Below are 23,758 nucleotides of genomic sequence, written 5' to 3' on the forward strand. Positions count from 1 at the left end.
GCTGGCAATTGGCATGAGACGGCGAACGGAGAGGCTTCAAGACAGTCGAGCCTCATCTCAATTCGCAGCCTTCTCGTCTCCCGGAAGTACGTAATCGGTGCCTTCCCACGGGGACGTGAAATCGAAATTGCGGAATTCCTGCTTCAGTTCGACGGGCTCGTAGACAACGCGCTTGGCCGCATCATCATAACGTACCTCGACATAACCTGTGGTCGGGAAGTCCTTGCGCAGCGGGTGGCCTTCGAAGCCGTAGTCCGTCAGCAGACGGCGCAGGTCGGCATGGCCGGAGAACGGAATGCCGTACATGTCCCAGGCTTCGCGCTCGAACCACTCGGCCCCCATGTAGACCGACGTCGCCGACGGAACCGATACACCATCGGCAACGGCGAGTTTGACGCGGATGCGCAGGTTCTGCTTCGGCGACAGAAGATGGTAGACGACATCGAAACGCTTTTCGCGCTGCGGCCAGTCGACGCCGCAAATGTCGATCATGCTGACAAAGCCGCAACGCGGATCGTCGCGCAGGAACGTCAGCAGCGCGACGATCGTTTCCGGCGTCGTGGTTACGTTCAATTCGCCATAGCTGATCGATGCATCGACAATCAGATCGCCGCGCATCTCGCGGAGATACGACGACAGTTCGCTCAAGGCTTCACTCATGACAGTCCTCCGCCCTTAGCGCTCAATCGTTCCGGTGCGCCGTATCTTCTTCTGCAGAAGCAAGACCCCGTAGAGCAGCGCTTCTGCCGTGGGGGGACAGCCCGGCACGTAGATATCGACAGGAACAACACGATCGCAGCCACGCACGACCGAGTAGGAATAGTGATAATAGCCACCGCCGTTTGCGCAGGAGCCCATCGAGATGACGTAACGCGGCTCCGGCATCTGGTCATAGACCTTGCGGAGCGCCGGCGCCATCTTGTTGGTCAGCGTACCAGCGACGATCATGACATCAGACTGGCGCGGCGAAGCGCGCGGAGCAACGCCGAAGCGCTCCATGTCGTAACGCGGACCGGAGACCTGCATCAGGCCTTCGACGGCGCAGCAGGCCAGACCGAACTGCATCCACATCAGCGAGCCGGTACGCGCCCAGGTGATCAGATCGCGAGTGGAGGTGACCAGGAAGCCCTTGTCGGCCAGCTCGTCATTGATCTCGCCGAAGAACGCACTGTCGCTGCCAACAGGCTTGCCCGTTGCCGGGTCGATGATGCCTTTCGGATGTGGCGCGACGAGCGCCTTGTCGCTTGGGGCTACTCCCATTCCAGGGCTCCCTTTTTCCACTCATAAATAAAGCCGATGGTCAGCACGAGAAGGAAGACCATCATGGACCAGAAGCCGAACCAGCCGATCGCGCCGAAAGAAACGGCCCACGGGAACAGAAAGGCGACTTCGAGGTCGAAGATGATGAAGAGAATCGACACCAGATAGAAGCGGATATCGAATTTCATGCGGGCGTCGTCGAACGCGTTGAAGCCGCATTCGAAAGCCGAAAGCTTTTCAGCATCAGGCGCCTTGTAGGCAACGGCGAACGGCGCAATGAGCAGCGACAAGCCGATTACAAGGGCGATGGCAATGAAAATGGCGATCGGAATATAGGAACTGAGAAGTCCAGTCATCAGGTTCATCCCTGCTTGCCATTTGCGCCGGGAGGCGCACCTGGGCATTTGCCCGGCAAGCGAACGTGCGTTGCAACAAGCCGTGGTTAGCGCAGCCACAGCCAATGCGCAAGAGTTTTAGCGTGTCAATTCCAATTGCACGCGTGCGACATTATTAGCCATGCACATTGTTTTTGCGACAAATCAACGCACAGCACACGATCTTGCATGCCAGCCTAGCATATATTGCATAACTCAAGGGCTTTCATGAGTAGAAAACGCAGGTTTTGAACAAGCCAAGTGGCGAACTCAGGCTACCGAAGCGCTTGAGAACTAAGGCATATCCGCTGCGAGCGTCGCGCAGACCCGCGCGAAAAACTGCGAACCGCTGCATGTCTATGTATTTGATATGCAATGATCATTTTCGCGCAAGCGCGGCGCCACAAGTGCGACGCGCCTCGCCCAGCCACCCGACAGCGGGGCAAAATCGGTGACTTTGCGACGACTAAATGCATGTTTCCTCATCTAAAGCCGGTGAATTGTCGACAAGTCGGAGGATCGGTTGCGATTCGATCAAAAACCAGCGCCAATCGGGTCGCTATGTCGCAGGCCCAACGGCTAAATAAAGGGCATTTCGGCCAGTGGATATCACGCGCGCGCCGGCGCCGGAACGGGCCGCGCGGGGTGATCGGGCGGGTGCGCGGCATGCGCTTCGGACACACTCCCAGGACCCGCGATTCCTGACATGCGCGAACGCTACTTAAAGCCATAAGTTGCGTAAAATAGCCTCGCTGAGGAGGCGCATTCCGACACTTCTGTATTGGCAACGATAGCCGGGCGATGGCAGCGACGTGTGGGATTATCGAGCGCCAGGGACACGCCTTGTCGGCAGGACACTGAGATGCACAGGACAGGCGCCTGTCGCGCGCATGGCGCGGCTCCTGGCAGACCATACAAGGCCGCGCCTGCCCTCTTGGCGGCAATGGCGCCACACGGAAGGCACGGCGAAACGCGCAGGACCGCACAAGCGATGCACACGGCACCCGCCCCGAGGACAGAAAGGCGCAAGCGCACCTTCTAGGTGATCTATGTTCTGGAGACATTCTGGAAAAGAATGGCGCGAGTGACGGGGCTCGAACCCGCGACCTCCGGCGTGACAGGCCGGCACTCTAACCGACTGAGCTACACCCGCATTCATTTCAAGCAATCCGGATGCTTTCGCGTCCGTGTCAAAGCAGCTTGCCGCTTCGATGAGCGGCTAACTACGGGGTTCGCATTTGAGTGTCAAGCAGGTTTGGAGACAAAACGATGACAGCCTGCGATTTGTTTGTGGGTGAATGAAATCAGATCAAAAATCGCCCACATATAAGGGCCCTTGCGGCGCTGCCGCTCCAGATATCCGCCAGCGAACGAACTAACACTGCGCTCCCCTTGGCCTCCCCTCGTCGATTTTTCTTTTCCACAGACGGAATTACCGGGAAACCGGGGCATTGGCGGAGGCCGATCGAAAAAAATCAAAAAATCTTCACAAACGCTCTTGCGGTTTGTCCGCGATCCGCATAGATCACGGCCATCGACGCGGCGGACATGATCCGCACCGCGGAGGGCGATTAGCTCAGTTGGTAGAGCGCCTCGTTTACACCGAGGATGTCGGGAGTTCGAGTCTCTCATCGCCCACCATTTTCTCTCCCCTTTATGTGATTGATCGGCCCGCAGCTTTGATTTTGCTGCGGTTGCTAATCCCGTTTCCGGCGATTAGGTTCCGGCCAAATCGAACGGCACCTCATGTGCTTCAGGCGGAGATAGAATCATGAAAACACGCGAAGATCGCCAGGCACAGCGGGCAGCCATGCCGCGCACGCAGCTCAGCGCCCACCACATGGAAAACGCGCGCCTGCTGCCCGATCGCGGCGAATTGCTCTATCGTATTCCCAATGGCGGCGTCGGCGTGGAGATTGGCGCGGCATTCGGTGAGTATACGGCGGAGATTCTCGAAAAGAATCGCCCGGCTCAGCTTTATCTCATCGATCCCTGGAGCATGGACCGCTACAGCTCTGGCCTCGACCAGATCCACACGCAGTTCGGCAAGCAAATCGAAAGCGGGCAGCTGCACCTGATGCAGGGCACGTCGCTGGAGAAACTCGCCGAATTCGAGGACGATTTCCTCGATTGGGCCTATATCGACACCGATCATTCGTTCGAACTGACCTGGCAGGAGCTTTTGCTCTGCGACCGCAAGGTCAAGCGGACCGGCCGCATCGCCGGCCACGACTTCTGCACCGGCAATACGGTGAAGCCGATCGTCTATGGCGTCGTCGAGGCCGTCACCAAGTTCTGCAAGGATTATGGCTGGCAGTTCGAATTCCTGACGGTCGAATCGCATGCGCATTTCTCCTTCTGCCTGAAGCGGCTCTGAGTCGCACAGGCTCCTAGGGAAAACGGTAGGGCGGACGCGCCGCCCTGCCCTATCTCCTCCCTCTACTGCGCTTGTCGGCCTTTGTGCGGACTGATACTGCCATCAGCGAAACGAGGAGGATAATTCCAATGAAGCAGCATTCTTTCGGCCACCTGCCCCATACGGTGAGCAATATCGGTTTCGGCGCATGGCAGATCGGCGGCGCCTGGGGCGATGTCAGCGAAGCTGATGGACGCGCAGCGCTCAATGCGGCGCTCGATGCCGGGATCACGTTCATCGACACTGCCGACGTCTATGGCGACGGCCGCTCGGAAAAGATCATCGCCGATGTGCTCGAGAGCCGTGGCGGCGAGCGCCCGATGGTAGCCACCAAGGCAGGTCGGCGGTTGAACCCGCATGTGGCCGATGGTTACACCAAGGCCAATCTCGAGAGTTTCATCGATCGCAGCCTGAAGAACCTCAAGGTCGACAGCCTCGACCTCGTGCAGCTGCACTGCCCGCCGACGGAGGTGCTTTATCGCCCTGAGGTGTTCGAGGGGCTGAACGAGCTGCAGAAGGCCGGCAAGATTCGCGGCTATGGCGTCAGTGTCGAAAAGGTCGAGGAAGCGCTGAAGGCGGTCGAGTTTCCCGGCGTGGTCAGCATCCAGATCATCTACAATCTCTTCCGCCAGCGCCCCAGCCACCTGTTCTTCCAGGAAGCGCGGCAGAAGAACATCGCCGTCATCGCCCGCGTGCCGCTGGCAAGCGGCCTGCTCTCCGGCAAGATCAGCCGCGAGACGACGTTCGCGAGCGACGACCATCGCAACTTCAACCGCCATGGCGAAGCGTTCGATGTCGGCGAGACCTTCGCGGGCGTTCCGTTCGAGGTCGGCCTGCAGGCGGTGGAAGAGGTTCGCAAGCTGGTTCCCGAGGGCGCGACGATGGCGGCGTTTGCGCTGCGCTGGATCCTGATGAGCGATGCCGTCACGGTGGTCATTCCTGGCGCCCGCAACGCCGAGCAGGCGAAAGCCAATGCGGCGGCCGCCAGCCTGGCGCCGCTGACGCATGAGGTGATGGCCGCGAGCCACGAGATCTACGACCGGCTGATCGCGCCGCATGTGCACCAGCGCTGGTAACAGCTGCAACTATTTCATCAAACAGAAATGGCCGGGCATCGACCCGGCCATTTCCTTATCTGGGCTTGGCCCGGATTACTTCTTGTCTGCGTAAGCCTTGATGGCGGCGGCGACTTCAGCCTGCGCCTTCTCGGCGTTTTCGAAGCCGTTCAGCTCGACAACCTTGCGCTTTTCCGGAATCTGCTTGTAGACGCGGAAGAAAGCCTGCAGGCGCTGCTGCTCGATCTCGGGAAGATCAGAGATTTCCTTGATCTTGTCGTAGCTCGGATCGATATCGCTGGCCGGAACGGCAACGATCTTGTCGTCCTTTTCGCCGCCGTCGATCATGTTCAGAACGCCGATGGCGCGAACCTTGATGATGGCGCCCGGAACGATCGGCTCACGGGTGTAGACGAGCGCGTCGAGCGGATCGCCGTCACCGCCGAGCGAGCTGGTGATGGAACCGTAGTTGGCAGGATAGATCACCGGCATCGACTGGAAGCGATCCACGACAATGTGGCCGGTCTTGGCGTCGATTTCGTACTTGGTGAAGCTTCCCTGCGGAATTTCGATCGCCGTGAAGAACTCCTTGCTGTCATCCTTCGGCTGCGGATAGTCGAGATAGGAAACATAGTCGGAAGCGGCGGCAACGCCGGCCGTGAGAAGAACGGCAGCGGCCGCGGAAATAATGGTCTTCATAAGAGATACCCCCAATTGGCATTGCGAAGAAACGCCCTCCGCCTATGGGGTTTGCATTACAGCGATGTGACATATGCCGGGCGCTCGGGATCATCCACATGACAATCGCGTGAGCGCCCAGAGCAGCGCTGTTATGCGGCTCCGCGCTCGCGCTTCATCTCGTGGCGCATGAGGAACAGCGAGGCGCAGAGAATCAGGGCGGCGCCGAGCCACAAATAGCCCGCCGGCGCGTAACCGAAGACCAGCCAGCCCGCGAGAACGTTGAGCGGCAGCTTCAGATCGTCGAAGGGCTGGACATAGGCGGCATCGGCGGCGCTGTAGGCGAGCGTCAGGAGGTACTGGGCGATCGCCGTCAGCAGGCCGGCGGCGACGAGCAGCATCAGCACTGTGCCTGTCGGCATAGCAAAGCCGGCCGCAAAGGCGAGACCGCCGTTGACGGGCGTGAGGAGCACGAGCAGCCACACGGTGATCGTCTCGGGCTTCTCGATTCCCGTCAGGCTCTTTGTGATCAGCGACGAGGCGCCCCAAAGCAGTGCCGAGAGGATCGGCAAAAGCGCCGCCCAGCTGAAACTGTCCGACCAGGGCTGCAGGATGATCATCGCGCCGGCGAAGCCGCAGGCGGTGGCGCCCCAGCGCACTGCCCCTACCCGTTCACCGAGGAACAGGCGGGCGCCGAGAATGATGAAGAAGGGCGAGGTCATGACCAGCGCGATCGCCTGCCAGATCGGCACGCTTGCAAGACCGGCGACCCAGGTCTGGACGCCAAGGGCTGCCAGCACGACACGAACAATGTGGCGCCAGGGATATTGGGTGCGCATCGCAGCCAAGCCGGTCTTCCACAGGAAGGGCAGCGAGAAGACGAGCGCGAAGGCGTATTGCCAGAAGGCGACCGAAGCGGACGGAAAGGCAAGGGTCATCGTCAGCCACTGGGTGACGACGTTGAGAACCGCAAAGGCGATGCCGGCAAGCACCATCCAGCTTGCGCCCGCGAGTGCACGCGATGCGGATATGGAAATCGGGGTAGTCTGATTCATGTCATTCATCCGAACAAAAGGACCAACATAAATCAGGACGCATGAACGCGGGTGACAACGCGGCGGACGATGCCGCCCCGCGATACCCTGCTCATTCTCTTTCATCCGGACTATGACCGTCGGCTCCGGAATTCAACCGGATCTGCTGACCCTTCCCACCTCAGGTGAAAAGGCGCTCGCGGGCTCAAGCTTGCGCTCTTACCGCCGGTGGGGAATTGCGCCCCGCCCTGAGAATGATCCATGCGTAGTTGAAAGCCGCGATCGCGGCAAGTCTCGCAAATGCGAAAAGGGTCCGGCTTTCGCCGAACCCTTCGAATACTTGTGCTGCCGGTCTCGTTGTCCGACTGCCAAGCAAATCCAATCAGCCGTTGACGGCTTCCTTCAGGCCCTTGCCGGGCGTGAACTTCGGCACGTTACGAGCCGGAATGTCGACTTCAGCGCCGGTCGACGGATTGCGGCCCTTGGTGGCAGCGCGATGGGAAACGGTGAAGCTACCGAAACCAGCGAGGCGAACGTCGCCCTTGCCCTTGAGCTCAGCCTGGACAACTTCGAAAACAGCGTCGACGGCCGAAGCGGCATCGGTCTTCGAGAGTCCTGCCTTTTCGGCAACTGCGGACACGAGTTCATTCTTGTTCATGTTTCCACCCCTTTCAAATGGTTCGAAACGACTCAAATCTATAGCCGGGCACGGAAGTTGGTGCATCAGGCCCGCCGCACCCCAAAGAGCCTGCAAATAAAGGAAAAGCAAGCGTCTCCGTACGGTTTTCACAAAAAAAGGCTGGCAAAAATGCCAGCCTTTTCAGGGTTTTTAAGCAATAGGGCACGAATGTGGCAAACAAGGCTCAATGAGCGATGGAAGTGCCGCTTTCGTCGTGCCCTTCGACCGTTGCGATAACAGGCGTTTCCACCGTCCCATCCCACTCGATCGCCTCCGGTCTGCGGACCAGAGCATGCTTGATCACCTCGCCCATACGGGACACAGGGATGATCTCCATATTGTTCTTCACGTTATCAGGGATCTCCGCCAAATCCTTGGCGTTCTCTTCCGGGATCAGAACAGTCTTGATGCCGCCGCGCAGTGCGGCGAGCAGCTTTTCCTTCAATCCGCCGATCGGCAGGACGCGACCACGAAGCGTGATCTCGCCCGTCATCGCCACGTCCTTGCGAACAGGGATGCCGGTCATGATCGAGACGATCGCGGTTGCCATGCCGACGCCGGCCGATGGGCCGTCCTTCGGCGTTGCGCCTTCAGGCACGTGGACGTGAATGTCCGACTTGTCGAAGCGCGGCGGCTCGATGCCGAAATCGACAGCACGCGAGCGGACGTAGGACGCCGCCGCAGAAATCGATTCCTTCATGACATCCTTCAGGTTGCCGGTGACGGTCATGCGACCCTTGCCCGGCATCATGACGCCTTCGATCGTCAGCAGTTCACCACCAACCTCGGTCCAGGCCAGACCGGTGACGACACCGACCTGATCCTCGCCCTCGGCTTCGCCGTGACGGAAGCGCGGAACGCCCAGATAGTCCGAAATGTTCTCGGCGGTAACCGCGACCGATTTCGTCTTACCCTTGATGATCTCGGTGACCGCCTTGCGGGCAAGCTTCATCAGTTCGCGCTCGAACGAACGGACACCGGCTTCGCGTGTGTACTGCTGGCTGATCGCCATCAGGGCATCGTCCGAAACCGAGAATTCGTTCGGCTGCAGAGCGTGTTCCTTGATGGCCTTCGGCAGCAGGTGCCGCTTGGCGATCTCGCGCTTTTCGTCCTCGGTGTAGCCGGCGATACGGATGACTTCCATGCGGTCCATCAGAGGCGCAGGAATGTTCAGCGTGTTCGCCGTCGTGATGAACATCACGTCCGACAGATCGTATTCGACCTCAAGATAGTGATCCATGAAGGTCGAGTTCTGCGCCGGATCCAGCACTTCGAGCAGAGCCGAAGACGGATCGCCGCGGAAGTCCTGGCCCATCTTGTCGATTTCATCGAGCAGGAAGAGTGGGTTGGACTTCTTCGCCTTCTTCATCGACTGGATGACCTTGCCGGGCATCGAACCGATGTAGGTGCGGCGGTGACCGCGGATTTCAGCTTCGTCACGAACGCCACCGAGCGCCATACGGACATACTCACGGCCGGTCGCCTTGGCGATCGACTGGGCGAGCGAGGTCTTGCCGACACCCGGAGGGCCGACGAGGCACAGGATCGGACCCTTGATCTTGGTCGCGCGAGCCTGGACAGCCAGATACTCGACGATGCGCTCCTTGACCTTGTCGAGACCGAAGTGATCGGCTTCGAGGATCTTCTCGGCGTTGTTGAGATCCGTCTTGATCTTCGACTTCTTCGACCACGGAATACCGAGCAGCCAATCGAGATAGTTGCGCACGACGGTGGCTTCCGCCGACATCGGGCTCATCTGACGCAGCTTCTTCAGCTCGGCATCGGCCTTCTCGCGACCTTCCTTGGAGAGCTTGGTCTTGGAGATGCGCTCTTCCAGTTCGGCCATCTCGTCGCGGCCTTCCTCGCCGTCGCCGAGCTCCTTCTGGATCGCCTTCATCTGCTCATTCAGGTAGTATTCGCGCTGGGTCTTCTCCATCTGGCGCTTGACGCGCGAGCGGATGCGCTTCTCGACCTGAAGGACCGAGATCTCACCTTCCATGAAGCCGAGTGCCTTTTCGAGGCGTGCCTTGACGCTGGTGGTTTCCAGCATCTCCTGCTTCTCGGTGATCTTGATCGACAGGTGCGAGGCAACCGTATCGGCCAGCTTCGAGTAATCGTCGATCTGGCTGGCGGCACCAACGACCTCGGGCGAGATCTTCTTATTGAGCTTCACGTAGCTCTCGAATTCCGACACGACCGAGCGGCTCAGCGCTTCCAGTTCGACCGGATCGTCGTGCGGCTCTTCGAGCACGTGACCGAGCGCTTCGTAGAAATCCTCGCGGTCGGTGTAGGCATCGATCTCGGCGCGCGCGCGGCCTTCGACGAGAACCTTGACGGTTCCGTCTGGAAGCTTCAGCAGCTGCAGAACATTGGCGACGGTGCCGACATTGTGGATGGCGGACGGCTCGGGATCATCGTCGCTGGCATTGATCTGCGTGACGAGCATGATCTGCTTGTCCGAGCCCATGACCTCTTCGAGCGCGCGGATCGATTTCTCGCGGCCTACGAAGAGAGGTACGATCATGTGCGGAAAGACCACGATGTCGCGCAGGGGCAATACTGGATAAGCGGTGCTCGCAACTGACGTTTTCTTCGTCATTTTATTTCCTTTCCATCGTCCCGTTGCCGGGCTCTTCTGGCGCGACCGTTTGGGACCGGCCGCACTCTCACTTGGATTAACAAGTGGAGGTTCTGACTATGCTTTTCAAGCTGCCACATGGCCCGTGTCCGCTTGGACATGACAGCTATGCTACAACGGAACACCTCACTATGTCGCGCCTAGCTGGACCGGCGCTGACCATTTCCGAACCGGCTAAAATACAACGCCGAAACACACCAACGGAATCATTGCATAATTGCCAAGGGCGGATGAATTCGCAACGGCAACGAACGTGGTTTCAGGCGTCATCAGCAAGTTTTATCGGCATTTGGAGGTGCCGCGAACGGTTTTTCAAATAGAAAGGGGCCTGCCAACGGCAAGCCCCTTAAATTCACGGTTCGTATCGCGCTGATACTTAGGCCGAGGCGTTGGCCTTTTCTTCCTGGCGATCCGCGTAGATGTAGAGCGGACGCGAGGAGCCGCGGACGACTTCATCGGAAATGACGACTTCGCGCACGCCTTCGAGCGTCGGCAGTTCGAACATCGTGTCGAGCAGGATTTTTTCCATGATCGAACGAAGGCCGCGGGCACCGGTCTTGCGGGTGATCGCCTTGCGGGCGATTTCGCGAAGGGCGTCCTCGTGGAAGGTCAGCTCGACGTCTTCCATCTCGAACAGGCGCTGGTACTGCTTGACGAGCGCGTTCTTCGGCTCCGACAGGATCTGGATCAGTGCGTCCTCATCGAGGTCCTCAAGCGTCGCCAGAACCGGCAGACGACCGATGAACTCAGGGATCAGGCCGAACTTGACGAGATCTTCCGGCTCCAGTTCGCGCAGCACTTCGCCGACGCGACGGTCATCCGGAGCGGCAACGCTTGCGCCGAAGCCGATCGAGGTCTTTTCGCCACGGGCCGAGATGATCTTGTCGAGACCGGCAAAGGCGCCACCGCAGATGAACAGGATGTTCGTGGTGTCGACCTGCAGGAATTCCTGCTGCGGATGCTTGCGGCCACCCTGCGGCGGTACGGAAGCGACCGTGCCTTCCATGATCTTCAGAAGCGCCTGCTGCACGCCCTCGCCCGACACGTCGCGGGTGATGGACGGGTTGTCGGACTTGCGCGAGATCTTGTCGACTTCGTCGATATAGACGATGCCGCGCTGCGCGCGCTCGACGTTGTAGTCGGCAGCCTGCAGAAGCTTCAGGATGATGTTTTCGACGTCTTCACCGACATAGCCGGCTTCGGTCAGCGTCGTGGCATCGGCCATCGTGAAGGGAACGTCGATGATGCGGGCGAGCGTCTGGGCAAGATAGGTCTTGCCGCAACCGGTCGGGCCGACCAGCATGATGTTCGACTTCGCAAGCTCGATTTCGCCGTTCTTGGTGGCGTGCGCGAGACGCTTGTAATGGTTGTGAACGGCAACGGACAGGATCTTCTTCGCCTGACGCTGGCCGATGACGTATTCGTCGAGGACCTTGATGATGTCCTGGGGCGTGGGAACGCCATCACGGGACTTGACCATCGAGGACTTGTTTTCCTCGCGGATGATATCCATGCACAATTCGACGCATTCATCGCAGATGAAAACTGTCGGTCCGGCAATCAACTTGCGGACTTCGTGCTGGCTCTTTCCGCAGAAGGAGCAGTACAGGGTGTTTTTAGAGTCGCCGCCGTTGCTGCCGCTGACTTTGCTCATATCACTTTCCTTCCAGCACGCCGCATTTCAAGGTGAAAGTGCGGTCAACTCATTGGCCTGCCCCACTTGGAGCTACAGCCGGCCAAGGCCGTCAAGGGGTACGAACCGGGTCCAGACTAGGCCGTCTTGGCCCCGGCGGCAACGAACTCCCCTTCGAAGCCAAATGCTATGTCATAAAAATTCAACATAGCATTAATACTTGAGAATGGTTCACCCGCCACTCGGTTTATTCCCTAGTTCGATCACAAATGAGATAGAACTGTGGCGGGGAAAACACCATCCCTAGTTCTGACTAGGCGCAGCGCCTTCGATCTCGACACGAGACGTCAGGACCTTGTCGATCACGCCCCAGTCCTTGGCTTCCGCCGCATCCATGAAATGGTCACGGTCGAGCGTCTTTTCAACTTCCTCGTAGGTCCGGCCCGTGTGCTTGACGTACACTTCGTTCAGGCGGCGCTTCATCTTGAGAATGTCGCGTGCGTGACGTTCGATGTCCGAAGCCTGGCCCGAGAAGCCGCCCGACGGCTGGTGAACCATGATGCGCGAGTTCGGCGTGGCGAAGCGCATGTCCTTGTCGCCGGCTGCGAGGAGCAGCGAGCCCATGGATGCGGCCTGGCCGATGCACAGCGTCGACACAGCAGGCTTGATGAACTGCATCGTGTCGTAGATCGCCATGCCGGCGGTGACGACGCCACCCGGCGAATTGATGTAAAGCGCGATTTCCTTCTTGGGGTTCTCGGCTTCGAGGAAAAGCAACTGGGCGCAGACGAGCGTCGCCATGTGATCCTCGACCGGACCCGTCAGGAAAATGATGCGTTCCTTGAGCAGGCGCGAATAAATGTCGTAGGAGCGTTCACCGCGATTGGTCTGTTCCACAACCATCGGCACGAGGGCCATAGCGGTATCGACTGGGTTTCTCATGTGCGTCCTTTGTCAACGTCTTTCCGGCCCGACGCCGGGAATCAAAGAAAATGCCTTATCCCTACATAGAACTTCCCTACCCTTCTCTTCAAGACGCGCCTTGGGATAACGTTAAGACGGTGGGAAACCATGCCTGTTTTCATGGGCCCTCTGTAGGGAGATTCTTCAAAACCGTCATTAACGGCGGAGAGCCATACTCCCGGCTCACAGCTTTTCTCTTCAGCAAGATGAAGAAATGCTGAATTCGCCCAGTATGGGACGCCGGTCATTTACCTCGTGGAAAGCCTATCGCCAGATAACGGACGAGGCCTGCGGGCTGCCGCTCCGCGATTAAGAAAGTCGCCAGCTTATTTAGCGAGGATGCGGCCATACAAGGGGTATTGCCGTGTTCAATGTTACGACAGGACTGGCCATTTGGTGCTCCGAGGCTATGACGCTCGCGCTGGTCGCGTTCATTGCCTGGCGCCATAATGTCCGAGACAAGACTTATTTTTATTGGGGCTGGGGCTTCATGCTCAGCGGCATCGGATTTGCACTGGTCGCGCTGCGCGGCCACATTCCGAGCTATCTGTCGATCGAGGCGGGCAATACCATCGCGCTTGTCGGCCAGAGCGCCTGGGTGGCGGGATATCTGGCTCTCGACCGACGCAAGATAGAGTGGTGGGTGCTTTTGCCGCCGGTCGTTTGGCTGGCCGGCGTATTCCTGCCCTGGGTGCACGACGACTATCCGAACCGGGTCGCCCTCTACAACCTCGCCTCGGCAACGGGCGCGACGGCGCTGACCATGGCCGTCAGCTCACCCGGCCTCAACCGGGAATCGGCGCGCGCCAAGCTCGCGGTCATGTTCATCCTGCAGGCCTGCGTCTGTTTTATCGCCGCCGGCGCGATCGCCGTACTGTCGCCGAGTGATATGGAAGCAGCCAATATCGCCGGCATCGCGGCCATGGGTACGGCGCTGATGCTGACGCTGGCCTGCGCGCTGACGGTTCGTCTCATCATGGAGCGCTCGGAGCAGAAATTGCGTATTCTCAGCCTCACCGACACACTGACTGGCGTCCTCAATCGCCGCGGCCTGTTTGCGCAGTTCACGCGCATCCAGACGAAAGCGTTCGACGAGAACCGCCAGGTCGCCGTTCTCCTGTTCGATCTCGACAACTTCAAGCGCATCAACGATCGCTTCGGCCATCAGGGTGGCGATGCCGTACTGACGGTCTTTGCCCGCATGGCGCAGCAGTTTACGCCTGCAGGCGTGTTCGGCCGCATGGGTGGCGAGGAATTCGGGGCGTTCGCAAGCGTCACCGACCAGACGGAAGCCGAGGCGCTCGCCGAGACGATCCGCACCGAGTTCTGCCGCGTTCCCGTCAGCACCGGCGACGCCATCATTCCGGCCACCGTAAGCATCGGCGTAGCCCTTGCCTCGCCCATCGAGGCCAATATGGACAAGCTGGTGTCGGCAGCCGACCGCGCGCTCTATTCCGCCAAGGCCGCGGGCCGCAACTGCACCGTAACCTTCGGCGAGGCCGAGGCGGCAGCGCCGCCACCGCCGGAAGACAAGCCGGATCACACGACGGGCGAGCTCGTGCCGACGCTGGACGACCAGATCCATGCGCTGCGTCGCGTAGGTTCACTCGGACGCTGACAATAGGTTGTGCTCTCTTCCCGAGGTTGGGCAAATCCGCTAAGCCTCGGACATGATCACATTGCCTTACATGTCCATTGACCCAGCTACGCGCCGCGTCTCCATCGATGCGCGCAGCCCCCTGTTCTACAGCAATCCCAATGCCGCATACGCGGCATTGCATACCCACTGTCCCACATTTTACTGGGAAGAGCAGAAGCAGTGGTTCTTCACCTCATATGACCATGTGAACGCGCTTTTGCGCGACCGCCGCTTCGGCCGGCAGATCCTGCATATCGCCAGCCGCGAGGAGCTGGGGCTTCCCGAGCCCGACCAGCACGTCGTCAATTTCGACCTCGCCGAACGCTATTCCCTGCTAGAGCTCGAGCCGCCGGAACACACGCGCCTGCGCACGCTCGTCAACCGCGCCTTCGTTTCACGCCATGTCGAGAAGATGAAGCCGGAGCTCGAAGAGCTCGCCAACCGGCTGATCGACCAGTTCGAGCACAAGGGCGAGGTCGAGCTGCTCTCGGCCTTCGCCGACATCATCCCGGTGACGATGATCGCGCGGATGATCGGCATCCCCGAGGAGATGGGGCCGCAGCTCCTGAAATGGTCGCACGCCTATATCCGCATGTATCTCTTCGGCCGCACCCGCGCCGACGAGGACGGTGCCGAAAAGGCCGCGAAGGAATTCGCCGACTACGTGAAGACCGTGATCGCCGAGCGCCGTGCCAATCCGCGCGACGATCTTCTGACGCACATGATCCACACGGAACACAAGGGCCAGTATCTGACCGAGGACGAACTCGTCTCGACGACGATCGTGCTTCTCAATGCCGGGCATGAGGCGACCGTGCATCAGATCGGCAACTCAGTGCGGATGATCCTCGACAGCGGCTTTGCGCCTTCAGAACTGTTCAAGGACGAGGAAACAACGGAGCGGACCGTCGAGGAATCGCTGCGCATCTGCGCGCCGGTTCACATCTTCCAGCGCTGGGCGCTGGAGCCGGCCGAAATCGACGGCATATCGTTCAAACGCGGCGACAAGGTGAGCCTGATCCTGGCCGCGGCCAATCTCGATCCGCTGAAGTTCACCGATCCGCTGACCTTCAAGCCAGATCGCCGCGAGGCGGCCAACCTCTCCTTCGGCGCCGGCATTCACTTCTGCATCGGCGCGCCGCTGGCGCGGCTGGAGCTCAACGTGGTCCTGCCGATCCTGTTCGAGCGCCTGCCCGGCCTGAAGCTCGCCAAGACGCCCGAGGTCAAGGACGTCTACCATTTCCACGGGCTCGACCGGCTCGACCTCAGCTGGCCCTCTCGCTGAGAAACGACCAAATAAAACGACCGCGCTCCCTTTCGGGAGCGCGGCCATCCGCCTTGGGAGGCACAGCTGCCGGTTAACGGCAGGCTGTTCTTTGGTTTGTTTGCCTTACTCGGCGGCCTGCAGCGTCGGAACCGGCTGATCGAGCTCTTCCGGCAGCTGGCCTGCCATGGCGGCGGCGAACTTTTCCTGGTCGAGCTCATTTTCCCAGCGAGCGACCACGACGGTGGCGACAGCGTTACCGACCAGGTTGGTCAGAGCGCGGCATTCCGACATGAAGCGGTCGATACCGAGGATCAGCGCCATGCCGGCGACCGGCACCGAGGGCACGACCGAAAGGGTCGCGGCCAGCGTGATGAAGCCAGCGCCGGTGATGCCGGCGGCACCCTTGGACGACAGCATCGCAACGAGGAGCAGCAGGATCTGGTCGCCGAGCGACAGATCGATGCCGGTTGCCTGGGCGATGAAGAGTGCCGCCAGCGTCATGTAGATGTTGGTGCCGTCGAGATTGAACGAATAGCCGGTCGGGATGACCAGGCCGACGACCGAGCGCTTGCAGCCGGCGCGTTCCATCTTCTGCATCAGACCCGGCAGAGCCGCTTCCGACGAGGACGTGCCGAGGACGAGCAGCAGCTCTTCCTTGATGTAGCGGATCAGCGACAGGATCGAGAAGCCGTTATACTTCGCAACCGCACCCAGCACGACCAGCACGAAGAGAAGCGCGGTGATGTAGAAGGTGAGGATGAGGTAGGCGAGATTGGCGACCGAGCCGATACCGTACTTGCCGATGGTGAACGCCATGGCGCCGAACGCACCGATCGGGGCGGCCTTCATCAGGATGGCGACGAGGCGGAAGACCGGGGCGGTAAGCGCGGTCAGGAAATCCGTGACCGGCTTGCCCTTCTCGCCGACCATGCCGAGCGCGATGCCGAACAGGACAGAGAAGAACAGCACCTGCAGGATGTCGCCCTGGGCAAATGCACCAACGATGGTTTCCGGGATGATGTTCATCAGGAAGCCGGTGATGGTCGTCTCATGCGCCTTGGTGGCGTAGGTCGAGACAGCCTTGCCATCGAGCGTGGCCGGATCGATGTTCATGCCGGAGCCCGGATGCAGCAGGTTGCCGACGATGAGGCCGACGATGAGCGCCAGCGTCGAGAAGACGATGAAATAAAGCATCGCCTTGCCGGCGACGCGGCCGACCTTCTTCAGGTCGGACATGCCGGCGATGCCGGTGGCGACCGTGAGGAAGATAACCGGTGCGATGATCATCTTGACGAGGCGGATAAAGGCATCGCCTAGCGGCTTCAGGCTGGCGCCGAAGTCCGGCCAGAAATGGCCGATCAGCATGCCGGCGATGATGGCGACGACGACCTGGAAATAGAGATGCCGGTAGAACGGCATCTTTGTCCGCGGCTCGGCGGCTGGAATTGCAACACCCATAGTGTCCTCCATAAAGCCCCCAAACCTGACCGGCCTCCCGGGGCAACTGCGTTTCAATCAACAGCCTTCCGGCTATTCGCAGCTACTTTGCAATGACCGTGCCAGTTTCCGCGCGCCGCAATATCGCCATGATTCAAAACAGTTTTCTTTTCAACTGAAACGTCGCCGGAGCTTGATTGCGCGCATTATCGCACAATTTCATTTGACGAATGTGCGAAAATCCGCACATTGAACACCATGCCAAATACGCCGAGCATTCCGGGGTTTGAGACCATTGATGACGTCGATCGCAGGACGCGGCGCGGCTGGATCCTGTTTGTCGCCCTCTCCGCCGCCTTGCTTGTCGCAGCCCTGATCGGTGCGGCGCTTTACGGGCGCAGTTCGTCGATCAACGCGCTCGCGACCCAGAGCCAGACCGATGCCAGCCTGAAGGTGGCGCTGCTGACGGCCGTGCTTGAGCGTCCGCGCGCGCTGCCATTGCTGCTCGCCGAGGACCAGCAGGTCTTGAATGCTCTCTCCTCCACCAGCGTCACCGATATCGATATATTGAATCGCAAACTGGAGCGGCTGGTGACGGGCACGCAGGCCGCGGTCCTCTATGTCATCGGCACCGATGGTCTTGCCATCGCGTCCAGCAACTGGCGTGAACCGATCAGTTTCGTCGGCAACGACTACACATTCCGCGACTATTTCAAGCGGGCGATGCAGCAGGGAACGGCGGAGCATTTCGCGCTCGGCAGCGTCAGCAAACGCCCGGGCCTCTACATCTCGCGCCGGGTCGGCAGCGCCGATGCGCCGCTTGGCGTCGTGGTGGTGAAGCTGGAATTCGACCAGCTCGAGACCGATTGGCGCGACACGCGCCGGCCGGTCTACGTGACCGACGAGCACGGCGTCGTGCTGATCACCAGCATCCCCTCCTGGCGCTTCATGACGGCGGTGCCGGTCCCGCAGCAGGAGCTTGCCGCCATCCGCGAGAGCCTACAATTCGGCGACGCGCCGCTGACGCCGCTGCCGCTCGTCAGGCCCGATATCATCGACCCCAAGACGTCGCTGGTTTCCGCGATCCTTCCCGGCAGCAGTGCCGCGGAATACCTGCGCCTCTACGCTACGGTGCCGACGACGCCCTGGCGGCTGGAGTATCTGGTGCCGACGGAGGCCGCCGTCGCCTCCTCTGTGCGGGAGATGCGGTTGCTGTCGCTTGCCGTGCTGGTGCCGATCCTAGCGGTTGCGGCATTCCTGCTCCGGCGCAGGCAGAGTGCGGCCATGCGGATTGCGGTCGAATTGTCGATGCGAGAGGAACTCGAGCGACGGGTCGCCGCCCGCACCGAGGACCTCAGCCGCGCGCGCGACCGCCTGCAGGAAGAGATCGCCGATCACAGGAATACCGAATCCAGACTGCAGGTCGTGCAGCAGGAGCTTGTCCAGGCAAACCGGCTTGCCATTCTCGGCCAGGTCGCGGCCGGTGTTGCGCATGAGATCAACCAACCGGTCGCGACCATCCGCGCCTATGCTGATAATGCGCGCGTCTTCCTCGACCGCGAACAGGCCGAGCCGGTGAAGGAAAACCTCGGCGCCATCGCTGCGCTGACCGAGCGGATCGGCTCGATCACCGAGGAGCTGAAGGCCTTTGCGCGCAAGGGCCGGACGGCGCCGGAGCCGGTGGAGTTGCGCGACGTGATCGAGGGTGCCGTGGTGCTGCTCAAGAGCCGCTTTGCCGGACAGTTGCAGGCGCTCAGCATCAAGCTGCCGCCGCCGGGGCTGCAGGTTCTCGGCAATCGCGTGCGGCTTGAGCAAATCCTGATCAACCTGTTTCAGAACGCGCTGGAAGCGCTGGAGGGGCGCAGCGATGCGCGGGTGGAAATCTTGGCGGTCGCGACGGATGAGGATGTCGAGGTGATCGTCGCCGATAACGGCCCGGGGATACCCGCCGCCATCCTCGCCTCGCTGTTTACGCCCTTCAACACCTCCAAGGAGAAAGGTCTCGGCCTTGGCCTGGTGATCTCGAAGGACATCGTCGCCGATTACGGCGGACGCATCGAGGTCTCCAGCAGCGACCAGGGAACGAGTTTCATCGTGCATCTCGTGAGAGCAAAGCCATGACAGACGCCTCATCCATCTTCCTGGTCGACGACGACAAGGACCTTCGGCGTGCCACCAAGCAGACGCTGGAACTGGCGGGCTTTTCCGTTTCCGCCTTCTCCTCGGCGGTCGATGCGCTTGCGGCGCTGACGCCGGATTTTCCTGGCATCATTGTCTCCGATATCCGCATGCCGCAGATCGACGGCCTGCAACTGTTCGACCGCGTGCAGCGACAGGACGAGGATCTTCCCGTCATCCTGGTCACCGGTCACGGCGATATTCCGATGGCGGTGAAGGCGATCCAGCAGGGTGTGTATGACTTTATCAGCAAGCCCTTCCCCGCCGACCGGCTGGTGCAGAGCGTGCGCCGGGCTGTGGAGAAGCGGCGTCTGGTGCTGGAGAACCGGGCCCTGCGCAAGGCGAGCGAGCAGGTGCGCGACGACCTGCCGCTGATCGGCCAGACCCCGGCGATGGAGCGGCTGCGCCATACGCTGCGGCAGATCGCCGATACCGATGTCGACGTGCTGGTGACGGGCGAGACCGGCAGCGGCAAGGAAGTCGTGGCCAGCCTGCTGCACCAATGGGGGCGGCGCAAGGCCGGGAACTTCGTCGCGCTCAATTGCGGCGCCCTTCCGGAGACCGTCATCGAGAGCGAGCTGTTCGGCCACGAGCCAGGCGCCTTCACCGGCGCGCAGAAGAAGCGTGTCGGGCGCATCGAGCACGCCAGCGGCGGTACGCTGTTTCTCGACGAAATCGAGAGCATGGCGCCATCGACACAGGTGCAGATGCTGCGCGTGCTTGAAATGCGCGAGGTGACGCCGCTCGGGACCAACGAGGTGAGACCGGTCGACCTGCGCGTAGTCGCGGCCGCCAAGGTCGATCTCGGCGACCCGAGACAGCGCGGTGATTTTCGCGAGGATCTTTATTACCGGCTGAACGTGGTGACGATCTCGATCCCGCCGCTCAGGGAACGACGCGACGACATTCCGCTGCTTTTCGGCTATTTCGCCGAGCGCGCGGCAAAGCGCTTCAAGCGGGACATACCGGTCGCGTCTTCCGCCGTGCACCGGCATTTGCAGGGACACGACTGGCCCGGCAACGTGCGCGAACTCTCCCATTTCGCCGAGCGTTTTGTGCTTGGCGTTGAGCAGTTCGCCGGCAGCGCGTCCGAGGCGAAGCCCGCTGATCTCGGCGAGGGTCTGCCCCTGCCCGATCGGCTGGATCGCTACGAGGCGAGCATCATCCGCGACGTGCTCGACGCCAATGACGGCGATGTGCGCAGGACGATCGCGGAACTCGGCATCCCGCGAAAGACCTTCTACGACAAGCTGCAGCGCCACGGCATCGTGCGTGCCGACTTCGCGCCGAGCGATGAGCGGAACTAGCCCGCCGTTACGCCATAGCGCGCTGCCGGCTTGTTGTGCGAGAGGTTGGGCCCAAGCGTCAGGCGTGCTGCCGTTGCGGCATCGAGATCGGCGCTATCGGGTAAGGACGGGATGGTGACCAGTTCGCCTTGATCGAAGCCCGCAAGGGCTGCGTCCACCATGTCGTTCACGTCCATGACCATCGAGGGCGGCATCTGGTCGAAGGAGCGGCCGGCGCGCTCGAAGATTTCCGTGCGGGTCAGGCCGGGCATGACCGCCTGAACCTTGACGCCCTTTTCCGCGACTTCCGAATGGATGGCCTGGGTGAGGTTGAGGACGAAAGCCTTGGTGGCGCTGTAGGTGCCGTTGAAACGCTCCGGAATATAGGCAACCACCGACGCGATGTTGACGATGGCGCCCCTGCCCCGCGCCGCAAACGCCTGCGCGGCGGCAACGGCAAGCCGGTTGGCGGCAACCACGTTCAGCTCGATCATCGTTTCGAGATAATCGATGTCATCCTCCACCAGCGTGCCCTTGGGGCCGATGCCGGCATTGTTGACGAGCAGGCTGATATCCGCGTCTTCCCGCAGGCGCTTCTCGACAATCCTGACGTCGGCGCGATCGGTAAGGTCGGCCGGAAGGACACTCACCGTCACACCGGTCTCTTTGGCCAACCTGTCTGCCAGCGCCTGCAGACGCGCGGCATCGCGGGCGACGAGAACGAGATCATGGCCGCGCTTGGCAAGGCGATCGGCGTAGGTGGCACCGATGCCGGACGAGGCGCCGGTGACGAGTGCGGTTCCCAGAGATGCGGTGGACATTGCGGCATTCCTTCCTTGTTTAAACTCACCCTGCCCGATTTGGCGGGGCTCGTTGGAATTTACTGGTATATGCCACTATATTTAAGCCATGGATTGGTGCGCGCAAGAGGCGATGAAAAAGATGTGTGGTTTAGCGGTTGACGGATCGCCACCAATCGGAAGACATCACCGATGGAGAACATGCGATGGCAGAGAGCAACACCCCTGACGGGGCATGGAATTATTGCAGCAACAGCGCGCTCAAGCGCGCCTCACGGCAATTGGGCCAGCTTTATGAAGACGTGCTGGCGCCGAGCGGCTTGAAGATCACGCAGTACACGCTGCTGACCCAGATCAAGCTTGGCGGCGAAACGCCGCTGAAAATGCTGGCCGAGGCGATGGTGATGGATCTCTCCGCGCTCGGCCACACACTGAAGCCGCTGCAGCGCGATGGTCTCGTGGAACTGGTTGCCGACGAGCATGACCGCCGCGTCAAGCGCGTGCGGCTGACACAGAAGGGCGACCGGCTGTGGAATGAGACGAACGACCTGTGGCGCGAGGCACAGGCACGTTTCGACGCGGCTTTCGGAAAGGAAGCCTCCGAAAGCCTGCGGCGGACCATGGATCTCATAGCATCGCCGGGCTTTGCCGCGGCCTTTTCCGGCGCCCGACAGGATCAGGATTGAAGAGCGCAGCAACATTGTCCCCGCACGGGGACTACGTCATCAGAGCCTGATGACGTAATCCTTGCGAGTCGTTTCAATGACTTCCCACGTTCCCTTGAAGCCAGGTCTCAGGATCATCCGGTCGCCGGCGCGCAGGTGGAAGGGCTCGCCATCGTCTTCGGTGACGATCGAGTGGCCAGAGAGAACGTTGAAGTACTCCCATTCGTCATAGACGATGCGCCACTTGCCCGGCGTCGCCTCCCAGATGCCCGCATAGAGACCGCCATCAGCCTCTTCTAGGTTCCATGTCCGGAACTGCGGATCGCCAGCGATCAACCGATCCTCCGCCGGGGCGCCGACTTCAGGTTCGACGCCCGCGATATCGAGCTTTAGCTGCTTTGCCATTGCGCCTTACACCTTCGCCAGCGACTGTTCGAGATCGGCGATGATGTCCTTGACGTCCTCGATGCCGATCGAGAGGCGAACGACATCCGGGCCGGCGCCGGCAGCGGTTTTTTGCTCGTCGGTCAGCTGGCGGTGGGTCGTCGAGGCCGGGTGGATGACCAGGGAGCGGGTGTCGCCGATATTGGCGAGGTGCGAGAAGAGCTGAAGGCCTTCGACCAGCGACTTGCCGGCCTCGTAGCCGCCCTTGACGCCGAAGGTGAAGACGGAGCCCGCTCCCTTTGGCGAATAGCGCTGCTGCAGCGCGTGGTTCGGATCGTCCTCAAGGCCGGCGTAATTGACCCAAGCGATCTTGCTGTGCGCTTTCAGCCACTTGGCGACCGTCGCGGCGTTTTCGCTATGGCGCTGCATGCGCAGCGGCAGCGTCTCGATGCCGGTTAGGATCAGGAAGGCATTGAAGGGCGAGATGGCCGGGCCGAGATCGCGCAGGCCGAGAACGCGGCAGGCGATGGCGAAGGCGAAGTTGCCGAAGGTCGAATGCAGGACCACGCCGTTATATTCCGGCCGCGTGCTCGAGAGCATCGGGTAGTTGCCCGACTTCGACCAGTCGAAGGTGCCGCCGTCGACGATGATGCCGCCCATGGAATTGCCGTGGCCGCCGAGGAACTTGGTCAGCGAATGCACGACGATATCGGCGCCGTGCTCGATCGGGCGGATCAGATAGGGGCTCGCCATGGTGTTGTCGACGATCAGCGGCAGGCCGTGCTTGTGGGCGACATCGGCGATCGCGGCGATATCGACGAAGGTCCCGCCGGGATTGGCGAGGCTTTCGATGAAGATGGCGCGGGTGTTCTCGTCGATCTGGCTTTCGAAGCTCGCCGGATCGGCGGAATCACCCCAGCGCACCTGCCAGCCGAAATTATCGAAAGCATGGCCGAACTGATTGATGGAGCCGCCATAGAGCCGCTTGGCTGCGACGAAGTTTTCGCCTGGGCGCAGCAGCGTGTGGAAGACGATCATCTGAGCGGCATGGCCGGAGGCGACGGCGAGTGCCGCCGTGCCGCCCTCAAGCGCTGCGACACGCTCTTCGAGCACAGCCTGGGTGGGGTTCATGATGCGGGTGTAAATATTGCCGAATTCCTGCAGGCCGAAGAGTGCCGCCGCGTGATCGGCATCGTTGAAGACGTAAGCCGTCGTCTGGTAGATCGGCGTGGCGCGGGCGCCGGTCGCCGGATCGGGCTTTGCGCCCGCATGCACGGCCAACGTATTGAAACCCGGATCATTCGCGGTCATGAAGTCCTCCCGTTCTGATTTGACTTTGCTGCTTTAACTTCGCTGGGCGGAGCATAGCGGA

20 protein-coding genes, 2 tRNA genes and 1 riboswitch are annotated in these 23,758 nt (G+C 60.9%); of the genes, 8 read left to right on the plus strand and 14 right to left on the minus strand.

What is annotated here, in order from left to right; genetic code table 11:
* Positions 1-57 precede the first annotated feature (57 nt).
* The 4 genes from ACCD05_RS01760 to ACCD05_RS01775 form a co-directional block, all read right to left on the minus strand.
* Positions 58-660 (minus strand): NADH-quinone oxidoreductase subunit C, encoded by a 603-nt coding sequence (locus ACCD05_RS01760; protein WP_018900212.1) that lies wholly within the window; start codon positions 658-660, stop codon positions 58-60.
* Between the two features lie 15 nt (positions 661-675).
* Complete coding sequence (locus tag ACCD05_RS01765; protein WP_047509985.1) at positions 676-1,260, minus strand: NuoB/complex I 20 kDa subunit family protein; 585 nt, start codon at positions 1,258-1,260, stop codon at positions 676-678.
* Entirely contained in the window at positions 1,251-1,616 is a 366-nt protein-coding gene (locus ACCD05_RS01770; RefSeq protein WP_026283310.1) for an NADH-quinone oxidoreductase subunit A, read from the minus strand. The genes ACCD05_RS01765 and ACCD05_RS01770 overlap by 10 nt, the downstream gene beginning before the upstream one ends.
* 1,094 nt (positions 1,617-2,710) lie before the next feature.
* A tRNA-Asp gene (locus ACCD05_RS01775) sits at positions 2,711-2,787 on the minus strand.
* A gap of 412 nt (positions 2,788-3,199) precedes the next feature.
* Between ACCD05_RS01775 and ACCD05_RS01780 the strand changes: the two genes are divergently transcribed.
* The 3 genes from ACCD05_RS01780 (at position 3,200) to ACCD05_RS01790 (ending at position 5,126) form a co-directional block, all read left to right on the plus strand.
* A tRNA-Val gene (locus ACCD05_RS01780) sits at positions 3,200-3,275 on the plus strand.
* 130 nt (positions 3,276-3,405) lie between these two features.
* Positions 3,406-4,011, plus strand: coding sequence for a class I SAM-dependent methyltransferase (locus ACCD05_RS01785; protein WP_018900215.1), 606 nt, complete (start codon positions 3,406-3,408; stop codon positions 4,009-4,011).
* Positions 4,012-4,139: 128 nt separating this feature from the next.
* On the plus strand, positions 4,140-5,126 hold the full coding sequence (locus tag ACCD05_RS01790; RefSeq protein ID WP_413390808.1) for an aldo/keto reductase: 987 nt from the start codon (positions 4,140-4,142) through the stop codon (positions 5,124-5,126).
* A 75-nt stretch (positions 5,127-5,201) separates the two neighbouring features.
* On the opposite strand, the gene ACCD05_RS01795 is transcribed toward ACCD05_RS01790, so the two are convergent.
* The 6 genes from ACCD05_RS01795 to clpP all read right to left on the minus strand — a co-directional run bounded on the left by ACCD05_RS01795 (position 5,202) and on the right by clpP (position 12,709).
* Positions 5,202-5,804 carry an inorganic diphosphatase gene (locus tag ACCD05_RS01795; protein ID WP_413390810.1) on the minus strand — a complete coding sequence of 201 codons (603 nt, stop codon included), beginning with the start codon at positions 5,802-5,804 and terminating at the stop codon, positions 5,202-5,204.
* Positions 5,805-5,935: 131 nt separating this feature from the next.
* Complete coding sequence (locus ACCD05_RS01800) at positions 5,936-6,838, minus strand: DMT family transporter (protein ID WP_413390812.1); 903 nt, start codon at positions 6,836-6,838, stop codon at positions 5,936-5,938.
* An 89-nt stretch (positions 6,839-6,927) separates the two neighbouring features.
* Positions 6,928-7,077: riboswitch (FMN riboswitch) on the minus strand.
* Between the two features lie 122 nt (positions 7,078-7,199).
* Complete coding sequence (gene hupB / locus ACCD05_RS01805; RefSeq protein WP_018900220.1) at positions 7,200-7,475, minus strand: DNA-binding protein HupB; 276 nt, start codon at positions 7,473-7,475, stop codon at positions 7,200-7,202.
* A 205-nt stretch (positions 7,476-7,680) separates the two neighbouring features.
* Positions 7,681-10,095: an endopeptidase La gene (gene lon / locus ACCD05_RS01810; RefSeq protein ID WP_018900221.1), complete on the minus strand. Its 2,415-nt coding sequence runs from the start codon at positions 10,093-10,095 to the stop codon at positions 7,681-7,683.
* Between the two features lie 415 nt (positions 10,096-10,510).
* Entirely contained in the window at positions 10,511-11,788 is a 1,278-nt protein-coding gene (gene clpX / locus ACCD05_RS01815; RefSeq protein WP_018900222.1) for an ATP-dependent Clp protease ATP-binding subunit ClpX, read from the minus strand.
* Positions 11,789-12,070: 282 nt separating this feature from the next.
* Positions 12,071-12,709, minus strand: a complete 639-nt coding sequence (gene clpP, locus ACCD05_RS01820) for an ATP-dependent Clp endopeptidase proteolytic subunit ClpP (protein WP_026283311.1) — start codon at positions 12,707-12,709, stop codon at positions 12,071-12,073.
* 430 nt (positions 12,710-13,139) lie between these two features.
* Between clpP and ACCD05_RS01825 the strand changes: the two genes are divergently transcribed.
* The gene (locus tag ACCD05_RS01825; protein WP_413390815.1) at positions 13,140-14,348 is read left to right on the plus strand and encodes a GGDEF domain-containing protein; all 1,209 of its coding nucleotides are present in this window, start codon (positions 13,140-13,142) and stop codon (positions 14,346-14,348) included.
* A 52-nt stretch (positions 14,349-14,400) separates the two neighbouring features.
* Positions 14,401-15,654 carry a cytochrome P450 gene (locus tag ACCD05_RS01830; protein ID WP_413390817.1) on the plus strand — a complete coding sequence of 418 codons (1,254 nt, stop codon included), beginning with the start codon at positions 14,401-14,403 and terminating at the stop codon, positions 15,652-15,654.
* Positions 15,655-15,759: 105 nt separating this feature from the next.
* On the opposite strand, the gene ACCD05_RS01835 is transcribed toward ACCD05_RS01830, so the two are convergent.
* Positions 15,760-17,094 carry a dicarboxylate/amino acid:cation symporter gene (locus tag ACCD05_RS01835; RefSeq protein ID WP_047509971.1) on the minus strand — a complete coding sequence of 445 codons (1,335 nt, stop codon included), beginning with the start codon at positions 17,092-17,094 and terminating at the stop codon, positions 15,760-15,762.
* Between the two features lie 237 nt (positions 17,095-17,331).
* On the opposite strand from ACCD05_RS01835, the gene ACCD05_RS01840 reads away from it, so the two are divergent.
* Positions 17,332-19,194, plus strand: coding sequence for a sensor histidine kinase (locus tag ACCD05_RS01840; RefSeq protein WP_413391062.1), 1,863 nt, complete (start codon positions 17,332-17,334; stop codon positions 19,192-19,194).
* Entirely contained in the window at positions 19,191-20,558 is a 1,368-nt protein-coding gene (locus ACCD05_RS01845) for a sigma-54-dependent transcriptional regulator (RefSeq protein WP_413390820.1), read from the plus strand. The genes ACCD05_RS01840 and ACCD05_RS01845 overlap by 4 nt, the downstream gene beginning before the upstream one ends.
* Here the strand turns inward: ACCD05_RS01845 and ACCD05_RS01850 are convergent.
* Complete coding sequence (locus ACCD05_RS01850; RefSeq protein ID WP_413390822.1) at positions 20,555-21,358, minus strand: SDR family NAD(P)-dependent oxidoreductase; 804 nt, start codon at positions 21,356-21,358, stop codon at positions 20,555-20,557. The two genes, ACCD05_RS01845 and ACCD05_RS01850, sit on opposite strands and share 4 nt — an antisense overlap.
* Before the next feature lie 185 nt (positions 21,359-21,543).
* On the opposite strand from ACCD05_RS01850, the gene ACCD05_RS01855 reads away from it, so the two are divergent.
* Entirely contained in the window at positions 21,544-22,023 is a 480-nt protein-coding gene (locus tag ACCD05_RS01855; protein WP_413390824.1) for a MarR family winged helix-turn-helix transcriptional regulator, read from the plus strand.
* 39 nt (positions 22,024-22,062) lie between these two features.
* Here the strand turns inward: ACCD05_RS01855 and ACCD05_RS01860 are convergent, their stop codons facing one another.
* Both ACCD05_RS01860 and ACCD05_RS01865 read right to left on the minus strand, forming a co-directional pair.
* The gene (locus ACCD05_RS01860; protein WP_209233204.1) at positions 22,063-22,407 is read right to left on the minus strand and encodes a cupin domain-containing protein; all 345 of its coding nucleotides are present in this window, start codon (positions 22,405-22,407) and stop codon (positions 22,063-22,065) included.
* 6 nt (positions 22,408-22,413) lie between these two features.
* Positions 22,414-23,697, minus strand: a complete 1,284-nt coding sequence (locus ACCD05_RS01865) for an O-acetylhomoserine aminocarboxypropyltransferase (RefSeq protein ID WP_413390827.1) — start codon at positions 23,695-23,697, stop codon at positions 22,414-22,416.
* Between the last annotated feature and the right edge of the window lie 61 nt (positions 23,698-23,758).

Origin of the sequence: Rhizobium sp. Rhizsp42 (genome assembly GCF_047304155.1) — a bacterium.
Classification (GTDB): Bacteria; Pseudomonadota; Alphaproteobacteria; order Rhizobiales; family Rhizobiaceae; genus Rhizobium.

Excerpts from the sequence above, each read along its gene's own strand:
- ACCD05_RS01800 (WP_413390812.1), bottom strand. The coding sequence starts at position 6,838 with ATGAATCAGACTACCCCGATTTCCATATCCGCATCGCGTGCACTCGCG.
- ACCD05_RS01845 (WP_413390820.1), top strand. The coding sequence starts at position 19,191 with ATGACAGACGCCTCATCCATCTTCCTGGTCGACGACGACAAGGACCTT.
- ACCD05_RS01790 (WP_413390808.1), top strand. The coding sequence starts at position 4,140 with ATGAAGCAGCATTCTTTCGGCCACCTGCCCCATACGGTGAGCAATATC.
- ACCD05_RS01830 (WP_413390817.1), top strand. The coding sequence starts at position 14,401 with ATGATCACATTGCCTTACATGTCCATTGACCCAGCTACGCGCCGCGTC.
- ACCD05_RS01785 (WP_018900215.1), top strand. The coding sequence starts at position 3,406 with ATGAAAACACGCGAAGATCGCCAGGCACAGCGGGCAGCCATGCCGCGC.
- ACCD05_RS01760 (WP_018900212.1), bottom strand. The coding sequence starts at position 660 with ATGAGTGAAGCCTTGAGCGAACTGTCGTCGTATCTCCGCGAGATGCGC.
- clpP (WP_026283311.1), bottom strand. The coding sequence starts at position 12,709 with ATGAGAAACCCAGTCGATACCGCTATGGCCCTCGTGCCGATGGTTGTG.
- ACCD05_RS01825 (WP_413390815.1), top strand. The coding sequence starts at position 13,140 with ATGACGCTCGCGCTGGTCGCGTTCATTGCCTGGCGCCATAATGTCCGA.
- ACCD05_RS01850 (WP_413390822.1), bottom strand. The coding sequence starts at position 21,358 with ATGTCCACCGCATCTCTGGGAACCGCACTCGTCACCGGCGCCTCGTCC.
- clpX (WP_018900222.1), bottom strand. The coding sequence starts at position 11,788 with ATGAGCAAAGTCAGCGGCAGCAACGGCGGCGACTCTAAAAACACCCTG.
- ACCD05_RS01765 (WP_047509985.1), bottom strand. The coding sequence starts at position 1,260 with ATGGGAGTAGCCCCAAGCGACAAGGCGCTCGTCGCGCCACATCCGAAA.
- ACCD05_RS01770 (WP_026283310.1), bottom strand. The coding sequence starts at position 1,616 with ATGACTGGACTTCTCAGTTCCTATATTCCGATCGCCATTTTCATTGCC.
- ACCD05_RS01840 (WP_413391062.1), top strand. The coding sequence starts at position 17,332 with ATGCCAAATACGCCGAGCATTCCGGGGTTTGAGACCATTGATGACGTC.
- ACCD05_RS01855 (WP_413390824.1), top strand. The coding sequence starts at position 21,544 with ATGGCAGAGAGCAACACCCCTGACGGGGCATGGAATTATTGCAGCAAC.
- ACCD05_RS01865 (WP_413390827.1), bottom strand. The coding sequence starts at position 23,697 with ATGACCGCGAATGATCCGGGTTTCAATACGTTGGCCGTGCATGCGGGC.
- ACCD05_RS01795 (WP_413390810.1), bottom strand. The coding sequence starts at position 5,804 with ATGAAGACCATTATTTCCGCGGCCGCTGCCGTTCTTCTCACGGCCGGC.
- lon (WP_018900221.1), bottom strand. The coding sequence starts at position 10,095 with ATGACGAAGAAAACGTCAGTTGCGAGCACCGCTTATCCAGTATTGCCC.
- hupB (WP_018900220.1), bottom strand. The coding sequence starts at position 7,475 with ATGAACAAGAATGAACTCGTGTCCGCAGTTGCCGAAAAGGCAGGACTC.
- ACCD05_RS01835 (WP_047509971.1), bottom strand. The coding sequence starts at position 17,094 with ATGGGTGTTGCAATTCCAGCCGCCGAGCCGCGGACAAAGATGCCGTTC.
- ACCD05_RS01860 (WP_209233204.1), bottom strand. The coding sequence starts at position 22,407 with ATGGCAAAGCAGCTAAAGCTCGATATCGCGGGCGTCGAACCTGAAGTC.